We start from the raw sequence: 20,489 nt of genomic DNA on the forward strand, positions 1-20,489 counted from the left end.
TATGAAGAAGCTGATCGCGGGTCTCGTGCTGTTGGCGGCCGCTGGGGGCGGCGCCTACTACTACTACACCTACGGCAAGACCGAGGAGAAACCCCAGGTCGTCCAGGCGACCATCACGCAGGGCACGATCATCGAGCAGGTCCAGGCGACCGGTACGCTCGAAGCGTGGCGGACCGTGCAGGTCGGGCCGCAGGTGTCGGGCACGATTCAGTGGCTCGGCGCGGACTTCAACTCGATCGTCCGCGCCGGTGAGACCATCGCCCGCCTCGACCCCTCGTTGCTGCAGACGCAGGTCGACATCCAGACCGCCAACATCGAGCGGCAGGAGACCGAGATCGCCAGCCAGCGGGTGCAGCTCGAGGACGCGCAGCGCAACCTCGCGCGCACCAAGGAGCTGTTCGAGAAGGGCCTGGCGAACCAGACGCAGCTCGAGCAGGCGGAGCTCACGGTGAAGACGCGGCAGGCGCAGATCGCGTCGGCGGACAAGCAGCTCGTGCAGGCGCGGGCGAACCTCTCCCAGGCCAAGCTGAACGTGTCCTACACGGAAGTGAAGGCGCCGATCGACGGCGTCGTCGTCAACCGCCGCGTCGACATCGGCCAGACCGTGCAGTCGAGCATGAACATCACGCCGTTCTTCGACATCGCGACCGATCTGCGGGCGCTGCGGTTGTCGGCGCAGGTCGACGAAGCAGACATCGGCAAGGTGCAGCCCGGCATGCCGGTGGCCTTCACGGTGGACTCCTACGCCGGGCAGACGTTCCAGGGCACGGTCAGCGCGGTGCGGCTGAACGCCTTCACGCAGAACAACGTCGTGACCTACCCGGTGTGGATCGACGCGCCGAATCCGGATCTCAAGCTGCGGCCGAGCATGACCGCGACCGTGCGGATCCGTATCGCCGCGGCCGAGAACGTGGTGCGCGTGCCGAACCAGGCGCTCAGGTTCCGGCCGACGAACGACATCTACACGGCGCTCGGCCTGACGCCGCCGCCGCCCACGGCGGGTGGACGCGGCCGCGGCGGACGTGAGGGCGGCGCGGTGAACGGCGCCCCCGAGACGAACGCCTCGCCCGCCCAGGGCGGCCAGCGGCAGCAGATGGCGGCCAATCGGGCCGGCACGCGCGGGCAGGCAGCGGCCGGCGATCCGCAAGCCCAGGGCCGCGAACAGCGGCAGGCGCCGGCGCAGGGCGGCGAGGGCCGAGCGAATTCTGCCGGCGGCCGCGGCGGCTTCGGCGCGGGCGAAGGTCAGGGCTTCGGGCGCGGCCAGTTCGCGAACCTCTCGCCTGAGGAACGGCAGCGTCTGCGCGAGCAGTTCGGTGGCGGCCGCGGCGGCAACGGCCAGGGCGGCCGCGGCGGCGCCAACGCCGGTGGCTTCCAGGGCCGGCGTGGCGGCAACGCGCAGAACGTCGCGGCCGCGGCGCCCCAGGGCCGGAGCCTCAGCCGTTCGGGCGCCGATCTTCCGCCGCTCGAGGGCGCGAGCAAGATCGACGAGCTCTTCCAGCCGACGCCGCAGCGGATCACGCCGGGCTCGGTGTGGACCTGGGATGAAGCCGGCAAGAAGCTCACCGAGATCCGCGTCACGACGGCGTTGACCGACGGCCAGTTCAGCCAGCTCGTCAGCGGCGATCTCAAGCCGGGCCAGCAGGTCGTGACGAACGTGATCGTCCCGATCAGCCAGGCCCAGCGGAACCAGCAGAACAACATCTTCGGCAACCAGGGCCGCGGCGGATTCGGCGGCATGCAGCCCGGCTTCGGTCCTGGCGGCATGCCCGGCGGCGGCACGCCTGGTGGCGGTGGCGGCGGCAATCGCGGCGGCGGCGGCCGCGGCGGCGACTAACCGCGCGGCGGCGTCGGCGACCTGTTGGAAGAATCACGCATGTCAGTGCCCGTCATTCGCGTCCGTGACCTGACGAAGGTCTACAAGATGGGCGACCACGAGGTCCGCGCGCTGCGCGGCGTGTCGCTCGAGATCAACACCGGGGAGTTCGTGGCCGTGACGGGTCCGTCCGGCTCCGGCAAGTCCACGTTCATGCACATCGCCGGGTGCCTCGACCGGCCGACGAGCGGCTCGTACGAGCTCGACGGGCGCGACGTCTCACGCCTGTCGAAGGACGATCTGGCCGCCGTGCGGAACCAGAAGATCGGCTTCGTGTTCCAGGGCTTCAACCTGCTCTCGCGCACCTCCGCGCTCGACAACGTCGAGCTGCCCCTGCTCTATCGCACGAAGGATCAGCTCAAGGCGTCCGAACGGCACCGGCGCGCGATCGAAGCCCTCGACGCCGTGGGCCTCGGCCAGCGGCACCATCACACGCCCAACCAGTTGTCGGGCGGCCAGCAGCAGCGCGTCGCGATCGCGCGCGCGCTCATCACCGAGCCGTCGATGCTGTTGGCCGACGAGCCCACCGGCAACCTCGACACGCGGACCAGCATCGAGGTGATGGGCATCTTCCAGAAGCTCAACAAGGAGCGCGGCATCACGGTGCTGCTCATCACGCACGAGATGGACATCGCCGAGTACGCGACGCGGCTCATCCGCTTCCGCGACGGCCGCGTCGTCGCCGATCACCCCGTGCTCCACCGGCGCAATGCCCAGGACGAGCTGGAAGCCCTGCCGCCGCCCGAGCCCGATCTGATTCCGCCGCCGCCCGAGCCGGCCGCAACCGCCGCCCACTGAGGCGCGAGAGAGAGCCCATGTCGATCTTCATGACCATCCGGATTGCCCTGAAGGCGCTCGCCCGCAACAAGCTGCGGACGGCCCTCACGATGCTCGGCATGATCATCGGCGTCGCCGCCGTCATCGCGATGGTCGCGCTCGGCACCGGCGCGTCGAACATGATCGAGGAACAGGTCAAGACCGCCGGCACGAACCTGATCACCGTGCTGGCGGGCAGCTTCAACCAGGGCGGTGTGCGCGGCGGCGTCGGCACGGCCAGCCGCCTGATGCCCGAGGACGCGCAACTGCTGCGCGACCTGCCCGAAGTGCAGTACGTGGCCGAGAGCGTCAGCACCCGGCTCCAGGTGATCTACGGCAACCAGAACTGGAACACGAGCGTCGAGGGCACGAACGTGGATCTGCCGGCCATCCGCTCGTGGCCCGTCAAGTACGGGACGTTCTTCACCGATGAAGACGTCCACGCCGCCGCGAAGGTCGTCGTGCTCGGCTCGAACGTCGCCAACACGCTCTTCGGCGAGAACGTCGATCCGACCGATCTGCAGATCCGCGTCCGCAACCAGGTCTTCCGGGTGCTGGGGGTGATGTCGTCCAAGGGCGCCGGCCAGGGCGGCATCAACATGGACGACCAGGTGTTCGTCCCCTACACCACCGTGATGAAGAAGCTCACGGGATTCCAGAACATCCAGCGCATCTACGTCTCGGCCGCCGCGGCCGACCTCGTGGACACGACGGCCGCGGCCGTGACCGCCGCGCTCCGTACCGCGCATGGCACGGCGGCCGGCGAGGACGACTTCACCGTGCAGACGCTCGAGGACATCGTCGCGCTCCGCACGCAGACCGCGAGCACCATGACCAACCTGCTCGCCGGCATCGCCGGCGTGTCGCTCGTCGTCGGCGGCATCGGCATCATGAACATCATGCTGGTGTCGGTCACCGAGCGCACGCGCGAGATCGGGCTCCGGCTCGCCATCGGCGCGCGTGGCTTCGACGTGCTGCTGCAGTTCCTGATCGAGGCAATCGTGATCAGCATCGTGGGAGGTACCTGCGGCATCGCGCTCGGCTACCTGGTCTCCGAGCTGCTCCGCATCTACCAGGGCATGGCGGCGTCCGTGCCGATCAACGCCGTCGTCATCGCCGTGGGATTCTCGGCCGCCGTCGGCATCTTCTTCGGCTTCTACCCTGCCAGGAAGGCGGCAGGCCTCGATCCGATCGAGGCGCTCCGGTTCGAGTAGCCGGGCGCGAACGAGTTGGCCGGGGGCATTCGCCCGCCGGTTTGTCATGGTAAGGGAGCTCATATGCGACGTGTTACAGCACTACTCGGCGCCACGGCGATGGTCTTGATGACCATCGCGGTCTCGGCGCAGACGAACTTCGCGGGCAAGTGGGTCATGCAGCCGTCGGCGGACGCCGCGGGCGGCGGCGGTGGCGGGCGCGGCGGACGCGGCGGGCTCGGCCAGGAACTGACCATCACCCAGGACGCCGGCGCGCTCACGCTCGAATACGTGGGCGGTGGCCAGAATCCGGCGCCCGTGAAGCTCGTCTACAAACTGGACGGCAGCGAGAGCAAGAACATGATGATGGGCCGCGGCGGCCAGACGGAACAGGTGTCCAAGGCCGCCTGGACCGGCAGCACGCTGACCATCACGACGACGACGCAGTTCGGCGAACAGAAGCGGACGCTGTCGCTCGACGGCGGCAACCTCGTGATCGAGACGTCGGCGCCCGGCCGCGATGGTGGCCCGGGCATGTCGGTCAAGCAGACGTACAAGAAAGCGTCCTAGCACCGGCCGCTTTCGGGTCCTCCACGGCGCGTGGGTCGTTTCGGCTCACGCGCCGTTCCTCTGTACGGCGAGGTCGTCGAGCAGCACCGAGACTGTCCGGCCCGTCACGGGATCCACCCAGGCCGGATCGAGCTCGGCCATCGGTTCGAGGACGAACCGGCGCTCGCGCAGCCGCGGGTGCGGAACGACGAGGTCTGGCGTGTCGATCCGCTCGTCTCCGTAGAAGAGCAGATCGAGATCGAGCGTTCTGGCTCCGCGATACGAACGGCGCTGCCTGCCCCGCTGCCGCTCCAGGCCCTGCAGCCGACGGTGCAGCTCGAAAACCGGGAGCGTGGTCTCGCCGGCGACGACGGCGTTGAGGTAGTCGGGCTGCGGGTCCGGCACGCCCACGGGTGCCGTTTCGCGGATGGACGAGGTGCGGAGATTGTCGAGCATCGTCTGGAGGGCGTCGATCGCCCACTCCAGGTGCCCGCGCCGGTCGCCCACGTTGGACCCGAGGGCGATCCACGCCGTGACCTTCGCGCTACGCAGGGCCGACTTCTCTGGATGTGGTGCTGGATTGCCTGGATGTCGTTCCGACTGGTCGATCATGAGTCGTGAGTCGGTGCCACGTGGCCCACTCATGACTCACGGCTCACCACTCGAAACTGCCGGTCACTGCCCCAACCAGCGCACCGGCAGGACGCCGTCGCCGGTGCCTGGCGAGCCGGGGCCGTTGGCGCGCCGCCCCAGCAGGTCCTCGCGGCCGGCCACCATCAGGTCGAAGAAGCGCTTCTGCTCGAGCGTCTCGCCGAGGACGACCTGCATCATGTTGCGGTGGCGCGCGTTCGCAACGTCCGAGAGACGCGGGCGCCAGCGGGCCACGAACGCCGCCGTCTCCCTGGCGTCCTCTGCCACGAGCGGCATGAAGTCCGGCTTTCGGCCCTCCGCCGTGACGCTTGGCTCGCCCACGGCTTCTGGCGTGCCGCCGAGCTCGGCGATGGCCGCCTCGAGCCATGCCAGATGCGCGTCCTCGCGGCCGATCACGTACTGGTAGGTGTTGTTGAAGTCGTAGTCGCTGACGAGACGCGCCACGGCCACGTGGCGCTGGCGCAGCGCCAGCTTCTCGCGGTGGAACTCGCGGAGGATCGAGAGAAGGACGTCGGCGCTCACGCGTTCTGCTTCTGTTTGCAGGTGATGCACACCCGCGTCCAGGGGATGGCCTCGAGGCGAGCCGGCGCGATCGGCTCGCCGCAGTCGCGGCAGATGCCGTAAGTGCCCTTCTCCATCCGGTAGAGCGCCTCTTCGATGGCCTGCAGGATCTTCGCGTCGGTCTGCTTCAGCTTCAGTTGGATGTGGACTTCGTTGTTGCCGCTGGCCTGATCGGCGAGGTCCCCCTGCCGGCTGTTCACGTCCATGGAGGCGGGCAGCGGCCGCGTGCCCGTCGATGCGGCGAGGATCTCGCCCCGCTTCTGGATCAGGGCCTCTTTCAGGGTGGCGAGGAATGCGGCGTCGAGCTGCTTCTCTGGCATGGGCACGGTCCGGGAAAAGCTCCCGGCACAACTGAGTCATCTTATCAAATACGCCCGCGGTGCGACGCGGGGGCGCCTCAGCTCCGGAGCGTCGCGAGAGGCTTCTTGACCAGCACGTCGAGGCTGGCCGCCACGCCGACGAGGCACACGACGGCCGCCGCGGCGAACACGCCGGCGCCGAGCAGCGCGGCGTCCGGGCGCCACTCGATGTCGAAGAGGTACACGGCCAGGCCCCAGGAAAGCGCGAGCGCGCCGATCGCCCCGAGCAGGCCGGCCAAGGCGCCCAGCATCGCGTACTCGATCGCGAGCATCGTGGTCATCAGGCGGGTGCTCGCGCCGAGCGTGCGGTAGATCGCCGCGTCGTACTGGCGCTGGAACCGCGTCATGACGATGGCGCCGGCGAGAATCAGCGCTCCCGAGGCGAGCGTGACGGCGCCGACGACCGTCACGCCGAAGGTGACGTTCGCCAGCACGTCTCGCACCGAGTCCAGGATGTCTCGGACGTTGATCAGCGAGACGTTCGGGTGGCTCTTGACGACGTCGCGCTGCAGGCGGCCCCTGGCCGCTGGGTCGTCGACGGCCTGCAGGAACCCCACGTAGTTGTGCGCCAGGCGCTCGACCGCCGGCGCGGGCCGGAGCACGAAGACGAACCCGCCGTTCTGGGAGTTCTCCCACGCCACCGCGCGCACGCTGCCGACGCGGGCCGTCAGCCGCTGTCCCGCCACGTCGAACGTGATGACGTCGCCGACCGTCAGGTGCGCGTCCCTGGCGATCTCGCGCTCGACCGACACCTCCGTGTCGGCGCCGGCGGCGCTCTCATCTGGCCCGAGCGGGCCGGGCCAGAACGTCCCGGCGAGCAGGCGTTCGTTCGGCTCGAGCTCGCTGCGGAACGTCATGCCGAACTCGCGCGACAGGCCGCGCACTTCCCGCACCGCATCGCGGTCCCTGAGCTGCGCCTCCCGACCCTCGACGGCGACCACGCGCCCTCGCATGAGCGGCGCGATCCGCGCGGGTGACCGGAGAAACGGGCGGACCACCTCGCGAAGGCTGGCGACCTGATCGGCCTGCACGTCGATCACGACGAAGTCCGGGGAGTTCGGTCCCACCTGGTCGGACAGATGAGCGAGCAGGTTGCCCTGCAGCGCACGGATGCCCAGCACGAAGAAGCAGCCGAGCCCGACCACCATGAGAATCGCCCGGGTCTGGTTGCCGGGCCGCCCCAGGCTGATCACGGCGTGGCGCAGCGCGAAACCTCCGCGGCTGGACAGACGCCTGGCGGCTCGAATGAGCAGCCGGCTCGCGACGTCGAGCACGCACGCGACCGCGGCCAATCCTCCCGCGACGAACAGCCCCGCGCGAACGGAGTGGGCTTGCCACATCGCGACGAGCACGAGCAACAGGCCCACGCCGAACGCCGCGCCGACCGTCCGCCAGTCGCGCCGCTTGGTCACGGCCGCCGTGCCGGCACGCAGCAGCAACAGCGGCTTGACCTCTCTGATCTCGAGCAGCGGCACGAGCGCGAACAGGAGCGACACGAGGAGGCCGACGGCGACGCCCTGCACCGCGGCCGATGGCGTCACCGACACGCCCGCGACGCCGAAGGACGCGAGCGCTTCCGCAGGGACGAACGCGAGCGCCGCGGCCGCCAGCGCGAGCCCGATGCCGCCGCCCGCCGCCGCGAGCGTGAGCACCTGCAGCACGTAGATGCTCAACACCCGGCCCGAGGTCGCGCCGATGCACTTGAGGATCGCCACGCTCGGCATCTTCTGCTGGACGATGACGCGCGTCACGCTCCAGACGCCGATGCCGCCGAGCACGACCATCGCGAAGCCGACGAGGCTCAGGTAGTTCTCGGCCACGTCGAGGTTCTCGCCGATGCGATCCTCGAGCGTCCGCCAATTGCGCACGCCGACGGCTTCCTGCCGCAGAGCCGTCCGGAGCTCGGCCGTGAGCGGCGCCAGCGCCGCTTCGTCCTCGATCTTCGCCAGCCGCTGGTAGGTGGCCCGGCTGCCGAAGCCAAGGAGCGACGTGGCCTCGAGGTCGGCGAGATCGACGAACACGCGCGGGCCGAACGCGATGCCGTTGCGCTGCGCGCGTTCGCGCGCGATCGTCCCGCGGATCGTGAACCGCTGTCCCGCCATGCGGATCTCATCGCCGACGGCGACCCCGAGCGCCGCGAGCAACTCCGGCTGCACCAGCGCCCCATGATCTTTCAGGAGCGCGTGCGAGTACGGTCGGCCGCCGTCGAGCTCGATCGATCCGTAGAACGGGTACGCCGCCTCGACGCCGCGCACCTCCACGAGCTTGACCTGATCGTTTCCCTGCCCCTCGCCCGGCGATGCCATTGTCTGCGTGTCGACGACGCTCGTCGTGGCGCGAACGGCCGGAGCCGCCGCCAGCGCCGCGTCGATTTGCGCGCCGATCGGGCCGGTCATTGGACGCGGCGACTGGAGCACGAGGTCCGCACCGAGCAGGCTCCGTGCCTCCGACGTGAGCGACACCCTGACCTGCTGGACGACGCTCCGCAGGACGACGATCGCCGCGACGCCGATGCCGACGCAGATGAAGAAGAACGCCAGCCGCGACCAGGACGACCGGACTTCGCGCCACCACATGCGCAGGACGAACGTCATCGCGTGGAAGCCTCGGCCTTCAGGATCCGATGCTCGACGACGCGTCCATCCCTGAGCGCGATCGTCTCGTCGGCCAGCGCCGCGAGGTCGGGATCGTGCGTCACGAGCACGAGCGTGCAGCCTCGCCGGCGATTGATGCCGACGAGCAGGTCGATCACGTGCCGGCCCGTCACGCTGTCCAGGTTGCCGGTCGGCTCGTCGGCGAGCAGCACCGCCGGATCGTTCGCGAGCGCACGGGCGATCGCCACCCGCTGCTGCTCGCCGCCGGACAACTGCGATGGATAGTGGTGAGCCCGGCCGGTCAGCCCGACGTCCTCGATGAGCTGGCGCGCGCGCTCGCGCGCGCCGGCCACGCCCGCGATCTCCATGGGCACGAGCACGTTCTCGACCGCCGTGAGCGCCGGCAGCAGGTGGAAGAACTGGAAGACGATGCCGATCTTCTCGCCGCGGACGCGCGCGAGCGCCTCCTCGCCGAGCGCCGTGATGTCGACACCGTCCACGCGCACCCGGCCGGTCGTGGGCGCATCGAGGCCCGCCATGAGACCCAGCATCGTCGACTTGCCGCTGCCGGATGCGCCGGTGATGGCCACGGTTCGCCCTCGCGCGATCGTCAGCGTCGTCGGATGCAGGATCGTGAGCGGTCCCGCTCCGCTGCTGACCGTTCTGGACACGTCGACGAGCTCAATCATGCGTGAACCTGGAAGGGCGCCTCGGCGACGGCGGCTCGGCCGCGCGCTACCGGGCGGACGGCGGCAGTTGATCGATGATGTCGCGCAGGCGCGGATACAAGAGCGCGGCGATCACGCGCGCGCCCTCGGCCGTCGGGTGTACACCGTCGGCCTGCACGAGCTCCGCATGGCCGATGACGCCCTCCAGCAGGAACGGCACGAAGGCAATGGACGGATACTCGCGTCGCAGGCGGCTGAACACGCCCCGGAACCCGGCCTGGTAGTCCTCGCCGAGATTGGTCGGCGCGAGCATGCCGGCCAGCAGCACGGCGACGCCGCTCGCCTGCGCCCGGTCGATGATCGCCGCAAGGTTGTCGTGCGTCTGGGCCACCGTCAGGCCGCGCAGGGCGTCGTTGCCGCCGAGCGCGACGACGAGCACATGGGTGGCAGGGGTCAACAACTGTTCGGCACGGCGCAGCCCGCCGGCCGTGGTGTCGCCGCTGATCCCGCCGTTCAAGACCTCGACCTCGCCGTATCCCTCGGCCGCGAACATCTCCTGGATTCGCGCCGGGTACGCCTCCTGCGCAGGCAGCCCAAAGCCGGCGGTCAAGGAATCGCCGAGGAAGGCGATCACGATCGTCTTGTCCGACGGGACGCTGCCTTGCGCCACCGGCCCCTGCGTCGTCAGCGCGTCGGGAGGCGAGGGACTGGAGCCGCCGCAGGAGGCGGCGAGCGCGGTGGCGCCGAGTGCCAGGACGGCCAGAATGACGGAGGACGACCGGCGGAAACGCACGTCCTGATTCTACGACGCCGGTTTGCCCTGGTTCTGGAACACCCGCATGGCCAGCGTGATCATCGACGCCACGTCGGCGACGTTGGCCGGCACGACCACCGTGTTGCTCTCCTGGGCGAGATTGCCGAACTGCTGCACGTACTGTTCGGCCACGCGCAACTGCGTGGCCTCAAGGCCGCCTGGCAGCCGGATGGCGTCGGCGACGAGCCGGATGCCCTCGGCCGTGGCGTTCGCCACGGCCAGGATGGCGTTCGCCTGGCCCTCGGCCTCGTTGATCTGCTGCTGGCGGCGCGCCTCCGAGGACTTGATGACCTGCTGCTTGTCGCCTTCGGCCGTGTTGATGACCGCGTCGCGCTGTCCTTCCGACGTCAAGATCACCGCGCGCTTCTCGCGCTCGGCCCGCATCTGCTTCTCCATCGCGGCCAGCACGTCCTGCGGCGGCGTGATGTTCTTGATCTCGTACCGCAGCACCTTGACGCCCCACGGTTCGGACGCCTTGTCCAGCTCGGTGACCACCGCGGCGTTGATGTTGTTGCGCTCCTCGAACGTCTTGTCCAGATCGATCTTGCCGATCTCGCTGCGCAGCGTCGTCTGCGCGAGCTGCGAGATCGCGAACCCGTAGTCCGCGATGCCGTACGACGCCCGCTCGGGGTTCAGCACCTTCATGTAGAGGATGCCGTCGACGCCGACCTGCACGTTGTCGCGCGTGATGCACACCTGCGCGGGGATGTCGAACGCCGCTTCCTTCAAGGAATGCCGGTAGCGAATCGTGTCGACGAACGGCACGAGGATGTGGAATCCGGCCGACAGCGTCTTCGAGTACCGGCCCAGGCGCTCGACGACGAAGGCGCTCTGCTGCGGCACGACGACCGCCGTGCGGACGATGACGATCAGCACGAACAGCGCGAGCGCGACCAGGGCGATCAGCGTTCCGGTCATATCTGGGCTCCTTCAGGCTCCACGTGCAGCATCAGGCCATCCACCGCGATGACCCGTACGCGAGTCCCGCGCGTCAGCGCGATCACGCCGAGGTTGCGGGCCGACCACGCCGCCCCGCGCAGCTCGACCCGTCCGACCTGGCCAGGCGCGAGGTACTCCTCCGCGACGCCGACCTCGCCGACCAGTTGATCGATCGGCCGGCCCTTCGAGTCGGGCTGGAGCGTGCCGAGCAGCCGCTTCCGAAACAGCACGAGGAGCAGGACCGACAGCAGCGAGAACCCGAAGATCTGCAGCCAGAGCGGGCCCGCCGTCCCAAGGCCGGCCAGCAGCCCGATGACCACCGCCGCGATGCCGAAGAAGATGAGATAGAAACCGCCAGGCGTCGCGATCTCGCCCACCATGAGCGCGAGGCCGAGCAGCAGCCAGTGCCACCAGAGCATCTCAGGCCCCCTGCAGCTTGACGGTCGTGATGAACTGGCCGGCGTGGCGCGCCGTGTGCTCGGCCCCGTGGAAGAGACAGCCGATCACCGTGGACGGCAGCCCCAGCCGCCCGACGCGACGCTCGTCGAGGACGGTCGCCGGATCGGTCTGGCGCAGTTGCGCCAGCGCGCGATCGACCGCGTCGTGAACGAGCCGCGCGAGCGCCGCGCCGTCGAGCTCGGGATGCGGCACGGCCTCGGCCTTCGCCGCGGCGCGCTGCACGTCGTTCAATGCCTCGCCGCGGGCATAGGTGAACAGCCGGTCCAGCGCGCCGGCCATGTGCAGCAGGTGGAACCCGGCCGATGCCGCGCCGTTCGTCGCCCACAGGCGATCGAACGGGACCATGGCCGCCAACGCCTCGACATCGTCTCGCGCCTGCAGCAGCGCGTGGGCCGCCGGCTGGAGGATCGGCGGGATCCTTTCGACCGGACCGGAGAGCCAGGCTTCTGTCGACATGCGCGGATTATACCGGTGCCGGCCGATCCGCCTTCCCGGCGCTCCGGTAGAATCGTCGGGTTGACGTGCTCCCCCGAGTCGCGGGTGTCGGCGACAGCCGAGGCTCGGGTCGCGAGCGGCGGAGGACTCAGGTCATGAGAATCACTCGATTGCTGACGACCGGCGCGTGCGCCGCGGCGTTGCTCACCGGCGCCCTCGTGTCGCTCGACGCGGCGGGCCCGACGTTCCGCCCGGACGTCGTCTTCCGCGGCTCGACGCTGGCCGGCTGGACGCCGATTGGGCAGGCCGACTGGAAAGCGCAGAACGGCGAGATCGTCGGCACGCCGAAGTCGGCCGACGGTGGGTTCCTCGTGCTCGGCACCCCGTATCAGGACGTCGCGATCTTCTCGAACGTGACGTGCGCCGGCGGCTGCAAGGCCGGGATGCTGGTGCGCGCGGAGAAGACGGCCGACGGCGGCATGAAGGGCGTGTTCGTGTCGATCAGCGACGGGGACCTCGGCTCGTACGCGGTGACGATCGACGCGCAGGGCAGGATCACGAACCGCACCAAGCTCGGCACCGCGCAGGCGGCGCCCATCACGCAGCGCGGCGCGACCGGCGGCGCACCGCCGGCACCGGCCGGTGCGGCGGCCCAGGGCCGCCCGGCGGGCCCGCCACAGATGCCGCCCGGCGTCGTGCTGCCCGACCTGATGAGCCGGCCCGCCGGCGAATACAAGGCCGGACAGACGAACAACGTCGACGTGACGATGGCGCTCAACAACATCACGGTGCGCTTCAACGGCGGGTCGCTCGGCGCCGCTGGCGGCGCGACCGAGGACGCCATGGGCAAGTACGGCCCGATCGCGCTCTGGGTCGGCGGCACGGCGCCGGCGAGCTTCAAGGACGTCGCCTACGCGGATCTCAACGCGCGCCCCTTCGAGGCCGAGAAGGTCTCAGCCAACTTCCGCGCGCGCCGGCTGAGCGAGTTCTACTACTCGTATTCGACCGCGATCGCAGACTTCAACCGCGACGGCCATCAAGACGTCGTCGCCGGTCCCTACGTGTACTACGGCCCCGACTTCTCCGTCGGCCGGCAGTTCTACGCCGGGATCACCTACAACCCGACGAGCGAGTGGCCGGTCGCCGCGATGGTGCAGCTCGCGCACGACTGGACGGGCGACGGCTGGCCCGACGTGCTCAACATGAGCGGCAACGCCGGCAACGGCGTCGGCACGCTCTTCGTCAACCCGAAGGGCGAGAACCGCCGGTGGGACTCGTTCGTCGTGATGCAGCCGCCCGACGGCGTCATCGGCAACGAGGAGACGCTGCTCAAGGACATCGACGGCGACGGCAACCTCGAGATCATCCACACGGGCCAGAACACGCTGCGCTACTCGAAGCCGGATCCCGCCAACCCCACCGGGCCGTGGAAGGTGACGACGATCTCCGAGCCCGGCCCGTGGGGCGTGAACATCAGCCACGGGATGGGCGTCGGCGACATCAACGGCGACGGCCTGATGGACTACACGATGGCCTACGGCTGGTGGGAGCAGCCGAAGAAAGGCAGCGGGCAGACGCTGTGGAGCTGGCATCCGGAGCCGTTCGGCCGGTGGGGCGCCTCGCAAGGCGGCGCCGGCGGCGCGGAGATGGGCATCTACGACGTCAACGGCGACAAGCTCAACGACGTCGTCACCGTGCTGGAAGGCCACGGCTTCGGCATCGCGTGGTTCGAGCAGAAGCGCGACGCCGGCGGGAAGATCACGTTCGTCCGCCACACGATCATGGACTCGGCGCTCGACAAGAACGCCGGCAACGTGTGGTTCACGCAGCCGCACGCGGCGACCTTCGCCGACGTCAACATGGACGGGCTGCCGGACATGATCGTCGGCAAGCGGCACCACTCGCACTTCCAGTACGCCGATCCGGACAATTGGGGCATGCCGGTGCTGTACGTCTACAAGACGGTACGCAACCCGAAAGCGCCGGGCGGAGCCGAGTTCGTGCCGGAGTTGATCTCGAACCGTTCGGGCGTCGGCTCGCACATCAGCGTGGCGGACCTCAACAAGGACGGCACGCCTGACATCACGGTCTCGGGCGCGAGCGGCACGTTCGTCTTCTTCAACAACTACAAGAAGCCTGCGGCGGGACGGTGAGACCACGGCAAAGGGCAAAGGGCAGAGGGCAGAGGGCAGAGGGCAAAGGTAAAGGGGAAAAGAGGGAGAAGGGCTAAGGGGAAAGGGGAAACCCTAACGGATGAGCCGAGTTCGCCGGTCGCTGATGTGCTCGTGGGCCGCGGTGGCGGGTGTTGCGTGGGCGTCGGTTGCGGCGCAGGGTCCGCCCGTCGTCGAGTTCCGCCCTCCCCCGCCGCCCGAGCAACCGATCGCCTACAGCCACCGGACGCACGTCGCGCTGGGGCTCGCCTGCACGAGATGTCACGACGGCGCGACGTCGGGCGGCCGGGCGAACATCCCGGCCGCATCGCTCTGCTTGACGTGCCATGCGACCGTCAAGGCCGACAGCGCCGAGATCCAGAAGCTGGCCGCGTTCGAGGCGCGGCGGGAGCCGGTGCCATGGAAGCGGGTCTACCGGCTGCCCGACTTCGTGTACTTCGAGCATGCCCGCCATCTCAGCGTGTCTGCCGACATCACGTGCGAGACCTGCCACGGCAGCGTCGAGGACATGGCCGTGACGCAGAAAGTGAAGGACACGTCGATGGCCGCCTGCGTGCAGTGTCACGCCGAGCGTGCCGCGCCGACGCGGTGCGACTCCTGCCACGAATCGAAAGGCTAGAAGGGTTCCGGGAGGCTACAGGAATCTCGTTCGCACGAGCTTGGAGTCGATGTCGGCGCGCGTGCGGCAGCCGGCGTGCGCGGCGGCGGCGGTGAGCTCGCGCTGGACGAGCCGCAGCACGCGCTCGGCGCCCGCCGCGCCGAAGGCACCAAGCCCCCAACGCGTGACACGCCCGAGCAGCACGGCGTCGGCGCCGAGCGCCAGCGCTTTGAGCACGTCGGCCCCGCGGCGATAGCCGCTGTCGGTCAGCACCGGTCCCCGCCGGCCTACCGCGCTGACGATCTCGGGCAGCACTTCGAGCGCCGACGGACCGTAGTCCATCGATCGCCCGCCGTGATTCGACACGACGATCGCGTCCGCCCCGTGGTCGAACGCCAGCCTCGCGTCGTCTGCGTTCATGATCCCTTTGACGACGAGCGGCACCTCGATGAGCGGCCGGATCTCCTCGAGATACGGCCACGAGTACCAGAGCCGCACCGGGTTGACACGATAGCGGGCGGCGCCGCGCGGCGGCGCCCCGGAAGGAGCCGGCCGCGGCGCAGGCCGCGGGCTGCCGCCGAGATTGCGATCACGCTGCGTGCGCTCGTACCATGACGCCTGCTGATCGACCGTGACGACGATCGCCGTCGCGCCTGCGGCCTGGAACCGCGCCAGCCATTCCTTGCCGATGTCACGGTCCTGCTGCGGATAGAACTGGCACCAGAACCCGCCGGGCACGGCCGCAGCCACCTTCTCGACCGGCACGCTCGAGTTCTGACTCAGGATGAAGAGCGTGTTCGCGGCGGCCGCGGCGCGCCGCATGCCGACTTCCCCATCGGGGTGCACCGGGACCTGAAAGGCCGTGGGCGCGACGAGGAGCGGGAACGGCAGCGTGGTGCCGAAGAGCGTGGTCGTGAAGTCCACCCTGGGTGGATCGACGGGTGGACGGGGCACGAGGTCCACCCACTCGAACGCCCGGCGATTACGTTGGAGCGTGAACTCCGATCCGTCGCCGTGCGCGGTGTAGTCGTACACCTGCTGGGGCACGTTCGCGAACATCAGCGGCTCGAAGTCGAACGCCGTCTGCAGCTCGTCGAGGCCGGGCAGGCGGCGATGCTCGGCGATCGGCCGCGGATCGAGCTGCGCGCCAAGGCCGACGCCGAAGAGCGGCGACGCCGCCACGTACGCCGCCAGGCGGCGCAGCGCGTCGCGGCGCTCTGGGCTGCGCAGCCAGCGATCGTCCGCCGTCATGTCTTGTGGATCCTGACCATCGACGGCTCGAGCGCCTTCACGGTGGGCGCCCCGGCCATGCACATGTAGCGCGCGAGCTCGAACTGCAGCAGCTCGAGGACCGTCGTGACGCCAGCATCGCCATAGGCGGCGAGCGCCCACATGATGGGGCGCCCCACGAGTACGGCGGCCGCTCCGAGCGCGAGCGCCTTCAGCACGTCGGTACCGCGCCGGATGCTGCCGTCGAGCAGCACGGGCACGCGCCCGCCGACTGCCTCGACCACGCGGCTCAGCGCCTGGATGGGCGCGTCACGCGGCGGTCCCGCCAATCCGCCGTAGTTCGACACGACGATGCCTTGCACGTCCTGTTGGAGCGCGATCCGAGCCGCATCCGGCGTCATGACGCCTTTGACGATCACCGGCACGCCGAGGTCGCGCTTCACGCCGGCGAGCAGATCCCAGTCGCGCGTGCTCGCCAGCGCCGAGGCGCGTGCCGCGCCCGCCGGCCAGGTCGTGCCGATCGTGACGCACACCACCCGACATCCCGCGCGCACGGCCTGTTGCGCTCTGGCGCGCGCGCCATCGTCGGTCGCGAAGACCTGGAACCACAGGGGCGCCCCGGCCGCCGCCAGCGTCTCGATCGGCACGCTCGAGCGGCTCGTGACGACGACGGGCGTGTGCGCGTGCGCGGCGCCCTCGACCGTGGCGCGCTCGCCGTCAGGGTGGAACTGTCGCTGCTCGGCGATGGGCGCGACGACGATCGGCGCGTAGAGCACGTCGCCGAACAGGGGCACGCTCAAATCGAGATCCGTTGTCGGCACCATGACGCGCGGGCGCAGCGTCATGCGATCGAAGGCGAGACGATCGCCGCCCGCGATCCGGGCGTACAGGGCCGTCGAGAGCGCGCGCCACGCCTGCGCCTCGAACTCGAGCACGTTGACGAGATCCGCCGCCGGCACCGCGCGCGCCAGATCCTCCTGGTTGGCCGTCTCGCGGCGGATGGTCCCGACGCCAGAGCCTTGGGCGGCCGCCCGTTCGAACGATCGCCTGCGCGCGATCCGGCCGCCGCTCATCGGCCGTTTGCGTCGGGACGCGCAAACGGTCCGACTTCCGGCTGTCCCTGGGTATTGGCGAGCGATCCCAGCTCGGCCGCCGCGCCACGCGCAATGGCGGCCAGCTCGCTGGCGGCCTGGAAGCAGGTGAAGTCTGGCCGATCGCGCCACGCGAGCGGTCCGCACAGCCGCACCCCCGCCTTGATCGCGGCATCGTGGACGATGTTGATCGCTCGTTCGTAGTCGGGCGACCGCTGCGCGTAGCCCGTGAAGTTGCCCAGGTCCGTGCTCGCCGCGAACACCGCCGTCACGCCAGGCACCTTGGCGATCGCGTCGGCGTTCTTGAGGCCCTCGAGCGTCTCGATCATGAGAATCAGCACGAGGTTGTCGTTGATCGTCTGGCGGTAACCGCCCGGCACGCCGCCCCACATCTCGGGACCCAACGCCTGGCCGCCGCCGTTGCTGCGGCGGCCGAGCGGCGGAAAGTACGCCCAGTTCCTCGCCTGGATCGCTTCCTCGACGGTATCGACCGTCGGCACCACGAGCACGAGCGCGCCCGCATCGAGCGCGTGCTGGATCTCGCGCTCGTCCGTGTAGGCCACGCGCACGCCTGGCACCGCCTTGGCGCGCGAGCATCCATGCCACATGTCGGCGGCCTGCTGCCAGTCGCGCGGGCCGTGCTGCATCTCGGTCCAGATGAAGTCATAGCCGGCATTGGCCATGGCGCAGTACACCGCTTGATCGGTCGACGCGAACAGCGTGCCGCCCGTGACCTTCTGCCCCTGGATCATCTTCAGCTTGACCGGGTTCCAGATCTTCGCGCCGGCAGGCGGAGCGAACGCCGGGCCGTACTTCCAGGTCGCGGGATCGAACGGCCCCTGGTTGACGGCACCGGGCGGCGCGCTCGTCAGCGCCTTGCTGTCAGCACCCGCCGGGGCCGCCAATGGAAACGTGAGCGTGCCGGCGTTCGGGTTGTTCGCGTAGGGATCGATGCTCGGTTGGCCGGCGCCAGACGGCGGCGCCTGAGCCGGCGCGGGCGCTGGCGCCGGGGCCTGCGCGGCCGGCATCGCGGCACCGGCCGCGAGACAGAGAAGGACGGGCAGCGAACGCAGCGTCACGAGTCGAGCTCCTTTGCCCCGCCGATCAGGGCAGTTCGCGGGCCCAGATGTTCCGGAAGCTGATCACCGGGCTGGGATCGCCATGCGCCTGCAGCTTCAGCGGCGCGCGATCGTAGGCTTTGTAGCTGGGCGGCCCGATGTACACCGTCTCGCCCTTGAGCTGCGCGTGATCCTGAATCAGCACGCCGTTGTGGAACACGGTCGCGTACGCCGGCGTCTTCACCGATCCGTCCGCGCCGAACGTCGGCGCGGTCCAGACGACGTCGTACGACTGCCATTCGCCGGGCTTGCGCGACGCGTTGACGAGCGGGATGTACTGCTTGTAGAGGCTGCCCGCCATGCCGTTGACGTACGTCTTGTTCTGATACGAGTCCAGCACCTGCAGCTCGTAGCCGGCGTCGCCCGGCCCGGTGCTCGCGAGGAAGACGCCGCTGTTGCCGCGCGCTTGGTCCGTGCCGGTGATGCTCGCGGGAATGCGCCACTCGATGTGGAGCTGGTAGTTCCGGAACGTCCGCTTCGTCTCGATGTTCCCGGCCGACTTGTCGACCGTGAGCACGCCGTCGGCGACGGTCCATTTCGCCGGCGACTTGTCGCGCGTCGCCACCCACTCGTTCAGGTTCGTGCCGTCGAACAGCACGATCGCATCCGAGGGCGGCACATGGTCCGTGGCGCCTGGTGTCACGACCCGCGGCTCGGGCGACCAGACCTCCGTGTCTTTCGGACTCGGCTTCGGGGCCTGACCACCCGCGCCCTGCCTGGCGAACACGGGCACGAGCGCACACGACACGAGCAGTACGAACGCAGCAATCGAGCTGGACAGGCGCATCGGCAAACTCGCTGAAGGGGTATGCAGCCGCGATTCTCCGCCCGAGCCGATAGCCTGTCAACTGCTGCGGCTCGCGAGGCGATTCGTGCTGGCACCCCGATGCCCGAGCCTCATCGTTCAGCGGGCGACGACAGGTGCTCGCCTTCCGATGAGCCGGTCGAGCACGAGCGCCGAACCGCCCGTGATGCCGGCGCCGACGAACGCGTACCACGTCCAGGCCACACCGTTCGTGGCCCAGAGCCACGCGAGCGCGGCGGTTCCGACGAGCATGCCCGCCAGCATCGCCCGGCTTCCGACCCTTTTGGTCAACACGCCGACGAGGAACGCGCCGAGGACCGGCCCGGCCGACAGCGACAGCACGGCGAGGCCTGCGTCGAGCACCGATCGATCCATCCAGCGGCAGCCGATCGCCACCGCGAGCTGGACGATGCCCCAGAACACCGTCGCCCGCCGCGCGACGCGCATCCGGTCGGTGTCGCTCGCCAGCGGACGAACGAACGGCACGTAGAAATCGTTCACCGTCGTCGCCGCCATCGCGTTGAGCGACGGCGACAGCGCGGCCGCGACGATGGCCGCGACGATGAAGCCGGCGACGCCGCCGGAGAGCGACGTCACGATGAACGCGGGCAGGATCTCGTCGCCGCGCGTGATCGCCGGCGCGGGAACCTGCTGGTAATACGCGTAGAGCATCACGCCGATCGTCAGGAACAGCGTGAACTGCGCGAACACGAGCACGCCGCTCAACACCAGGCCGAGGCGCGCCTCGCGAGCCGACCGCGCGGCGAGCAGCCGCTGCACGAGAAACTGGTCGGTGCCGTGCGTGGCGAGCGTGAGCGCGACGCCGCCGACGACGCCGGCCCAGATCGTGTAGATCGCGTGCGGGTCGGTGGACAGATTGATCATCGCGAACTTCCCTGCCGCCTCACCGCTCGCGACGACCGCCGCCCAGCCGCCCGGCACGCGCTCGAGCAGAGCGCCGAACACGAGCCACGCGCCGGCCAGGTACACGAACATCTGGACGACGTCCGTCCAGATGACGGCCGCCGCGCCGCCGCGCACCGTGTAGACGATCATCGCGGTGCCGAGCAGCACCACCGTCCAGCCGACCGGCACCTGCGTCACCACGGCGATCACGAGCGCCGTCGCGAAGAGCCGGATGCCGTCGGCCAGCGACCGTGTCAGCAGGAAGATGCCGGAGGCGACCGTCTTGACGCCAGGGCCGAAGCGCTGCTGCAGGAGCTGATACGACGTCATCAGCTCGCCGCGAAAATAGGCGGGGATGAAGAGCACGCCGACGATGATGCGGCCGATCACGTAGCCGAGCGCGAGCTGGAGGAACGCGTAGTTTCCGGCGTACGACATCGCCGGCACGCCGATGAACGAGAGCGTGCTCGTCTCGGTGGCGACGACCGTGAAGCAGATCGCCCACCACGGCGCCGACCGATCCATCAGGAAGTAGTCGCGCGTCGTCTTCTGGAACCTGGCGAACCACGATCCGAAGAGCGTGATGGCGACGAGGTACGCGCCGATGACCAGGTAGTCGGCCGAGGTCAGCACCATAGTGGAGCCGCGTGGCGCGCCGC

General features: G+C 69.6%; 20 protein-coding genes. 6 read left to right on the forward strand and 14 right to left on the reverse strand.

What is annotated here, in order from left to right; translation table 11 throughout:
* The first annotated feature begins 1 nt into the window (after position 1).
* From IT184_02355 to IT184_02370, 4 genes are all read left to right on the forward strand, one after another.
* Entirely contained in the window at positions 2-1,834 is a 1,833-nt protein-coding gene (locus IT184_02355; GenBank protein ID MCC7007635.1) for an efflux RND transporter periplasmic adaptor subunit, read from the forward strand.
* 39 nt (positions 1,835-1,873) lie between these two features.
* Positions 1,874-2,671 carry an ABC transporter ATP-binding protein gene (locus tag IT184_02360; GenBank protein ID MCC7007636.1) on the forward strand — a complete coding sequence of 266 codons (798 nt, stop codon included), beginning with the start codon at positions 1,874-1,876 and terminating at the stop codon, positions 2,669-2,671.
* 17 nt (positions 2,672-2,688) lie between these two features.
* Positions 2,689-3,903: an ABC transporter permease gene (locus IT184_02365; GenBank protein MCC7007637.1), complete on the forward strand. Its 1,215-nt coding sequence runs from the start codon at positions 2,689-2,691 to the stop codon at positions 3,901-3,903.
* Between the two features lie 108 nt (positions 3,904-4,011).
* Positions 4,012-4,452, forward strand: a complete 441-nt coding sequence (locus IT184_02370) for a hypothetical protein (protein ID MCC7007638.1) — start codon at positions 4,012-4,014, stop codon at positions 4,450-4,452.
* A 45-nt stretch (positions 4,453-4,497) separates the two neighbouring features.
* Here the strand turns inward: IT184_02370 and folK are convergent, their stop codons facing one another.
* From folK to IT184_02415, 9 genes are all read right to left on the reverse strand, one after another.
* Entirely contained in the window at positions 4,498-5,043 is a 546-nt protein-coding gene (gene folK / locus IT184_02375; GenBank protein ID MCC7007639.1) for a 2-amino-4-hydroxy-6-hydroxymethyldihydropteridine diphosphokinase, read from the reverse strand.
* A 63-nt stretch (positions 5,044-5,106) separates the two neighbouring features.
* Positions 5,107-5,604, reverse strand: a complete 498-nt coding sequence (locus IT184_02380; GenBank protein MCC7007640.1) for a hypothetical protein — start codon at positions 5,602-5,604, stop codon at positions 5,107-5,109.
* Positions 5,601-5,963, reverse strand: a complete 363-nt coding sequence (locus IT184_02385) for a TraR/DksA family transcriptional regulator (GenBank protein ID MCC7007641.1) — start codon at positions 5,961-5,963, stop codon at positions 5,601-5,603. The genes IT184_02380 and IT184_02385 overlap by 4 nt, the downstream gene beginning before the upstream one ends.
* 77 nt (positions 5,964-6,040) lie before the next feature.
* Positions 6,041-8,596 (reverse strand): ABC transporter permease, encoded by a 2,556-nt coding sequence (locus tag IT184_02390; protein MCC7007642.1) that lies wholly within the window; start codon positions 8,594-8,596, stop codon positions 6,041-6,043.
* Positions 8,593-9,285 carry an ABC transporter ATP-binding protein gene (locus tag IT184_02395; protein ID MCC7007643.1) on the reverse strand — a complete coding sequence of 231 codons (693 nt, stop codon included), beginning with the start codon at positions 9,283-9,285 and terminating at the stop codon, positions 8,593-8,595. Before IT184_02395 ends, IT184_02390 begins: the two co-directional genes overlap by 4 nt.
* A gap of 46 nt (positions 9,286-9,331) precedes the next feature.
* Positions 9,332-10,057 (reverse strand): arylesterase, encoded by a 726-nt coding sequence (locus IT184_02400; protein MCC7007644.1) that lies wholly within the window; start codon positions 10,055-10,057, stop codon positions 9,332-9,334.
* Positions 10,058-10,066: 9 nt separating this feature from the next.
* Positions 10,067-10,996, reverse strand: a complete 930-nt coding sequence (locus IT184_02405; protein ID MCC7007645.1) for a paraslipin — start codon at positions 10,994-10,996, stop codon at positions 10,067-10,069.
* Positions 10,993-11,436, reverse strand: a complete 444-nt coding sequence (locus tag IT184_02410; protein ID MCC7007646.1) for an NfeD family protein — start codon at positions 11,434-11,436, stop codon at positions 10,993-10,995. The genes IT184_02405 and IT184_02410 overlap by 4 nt, the downstream gene beginning before the upstream one ends.
* Before the next feature lies 1 nt (position 11,437).
* Positions 11,438-11,932 (reverse strand): DinB family protein, encoded by a 495-nt coding sequence (locus tag IT184_02415; GenBank protein ID MCC7007647.1) that lies wholly within the window; start codon positions 11,930-11,932, stop codon positions 11,438-11,440.
* Between the two features lie 134 nt (positions 11,933-12,066).
* Between IT184_02415 and IT184_02420 the strand changes: the two genes are divergently transcribed.
* On the forward strand, positions 12,067-14,064 hold the full coding sequence (locus IT184_02420; GenBank protein MCC7007648.1) for a DUF1080 domain-containing protein: 1,998 nt from the start codon (positions 12,067-12,069) through the stop codon (positions 14,062-14,064).
* 100 nt (positions 14,065-14,164) lie between these two features.
* Positions 14,165-14,701, forward strand: coding sequence for a cytochrome c3 family protein (locus IT184_02425; protein ID MCC7007649.1), 537 nt, complete (start codon positions 14,165-14,167; stop codon positions 14,699-14,701).
* Positions 14,702-14,716: 15 nt separating this feature from the next.
* Here IT184_02425 and IT184_02430 read toward each other — a convergent pair whose 3' ends face one another.
* From IT184_02430 to IT184_02450, 5 genes are all read right to left on the reverse strand, one after another.
* Positions 14,717-15,931 (reverse strand): alpha-hydroxy-acid oxidizing protein, encoded by a 1,215-nt coding sequence (locus IT184_02430; protein ID MCC7007650.1) that lies wholly within the window; start codon positions 15,929-15,931, stop codon positions 14,717-14,719.
* Positions 15,928-16,983 carry an alpha-hydroxy-acid oxidizing protein gene (locus IT184_02435; GenBank protein ID MCC7007651.1) on the reverse strand — a complete coding sequence of 352 codons (1,056 nt, stop codon included), beginning with the start codon at positions 16,981-16,983 and terminating at the stop codon, positions 15,928-15,930. Before IT184_02435 ends, IT184_02430 begins: the two co-directional genes overlap by 4 nt.
* The gene (locus IT184_02440; GenBank protein MCC7007652.1) at positions 16,980-18,080 is read right to left on the reverse strand and encodes a hypothetical protein; all 1,101 of its coding nucleotides are present in this window, start codon (positions 18,078-18,080) and stop codon (positions 16,980-16,982) included. Before IT184_02440 ends, IT184_02435 begins: the two co-directional genes overlap by 4 nt.
* A 25-nt stretch (positions 18,081-18,105) precedes the next feature.
* A complete protein-coding gene (locus tag IT184_02445) occupies positions 18,106-18,906 on the reverse strand; it encodes a DUF1080 domain-containing protein (GenBank protein MCC7007653.1) in 801 nt (266 codons plus the stop codon).
* 117 nt (positions 18,907-19,023) lie between these two features.
* A complete protein-coding gene (locus IT184_02450) occupies positions 19,024-20,466 on the reverse strand; it encodes a sodium:solute symporter (GenBank protein ID MCC7007654.1) in 1,443 nt (480 codons plus the stop codon).
* Between the last annotated feature and the right edge of the window lie 23 nt (positions 20,467-20,489).

The sequence above is a fragment of the Acidobacteriota bacterium genome (assembly GCA_020853395.1).
In the GTDB taxonomy this organism is placed as follows: Bacteria; Acidobacteriota; Vicinamibacteria; order Vicinamibacterales; family SCN-69-37; genus JADYYY01.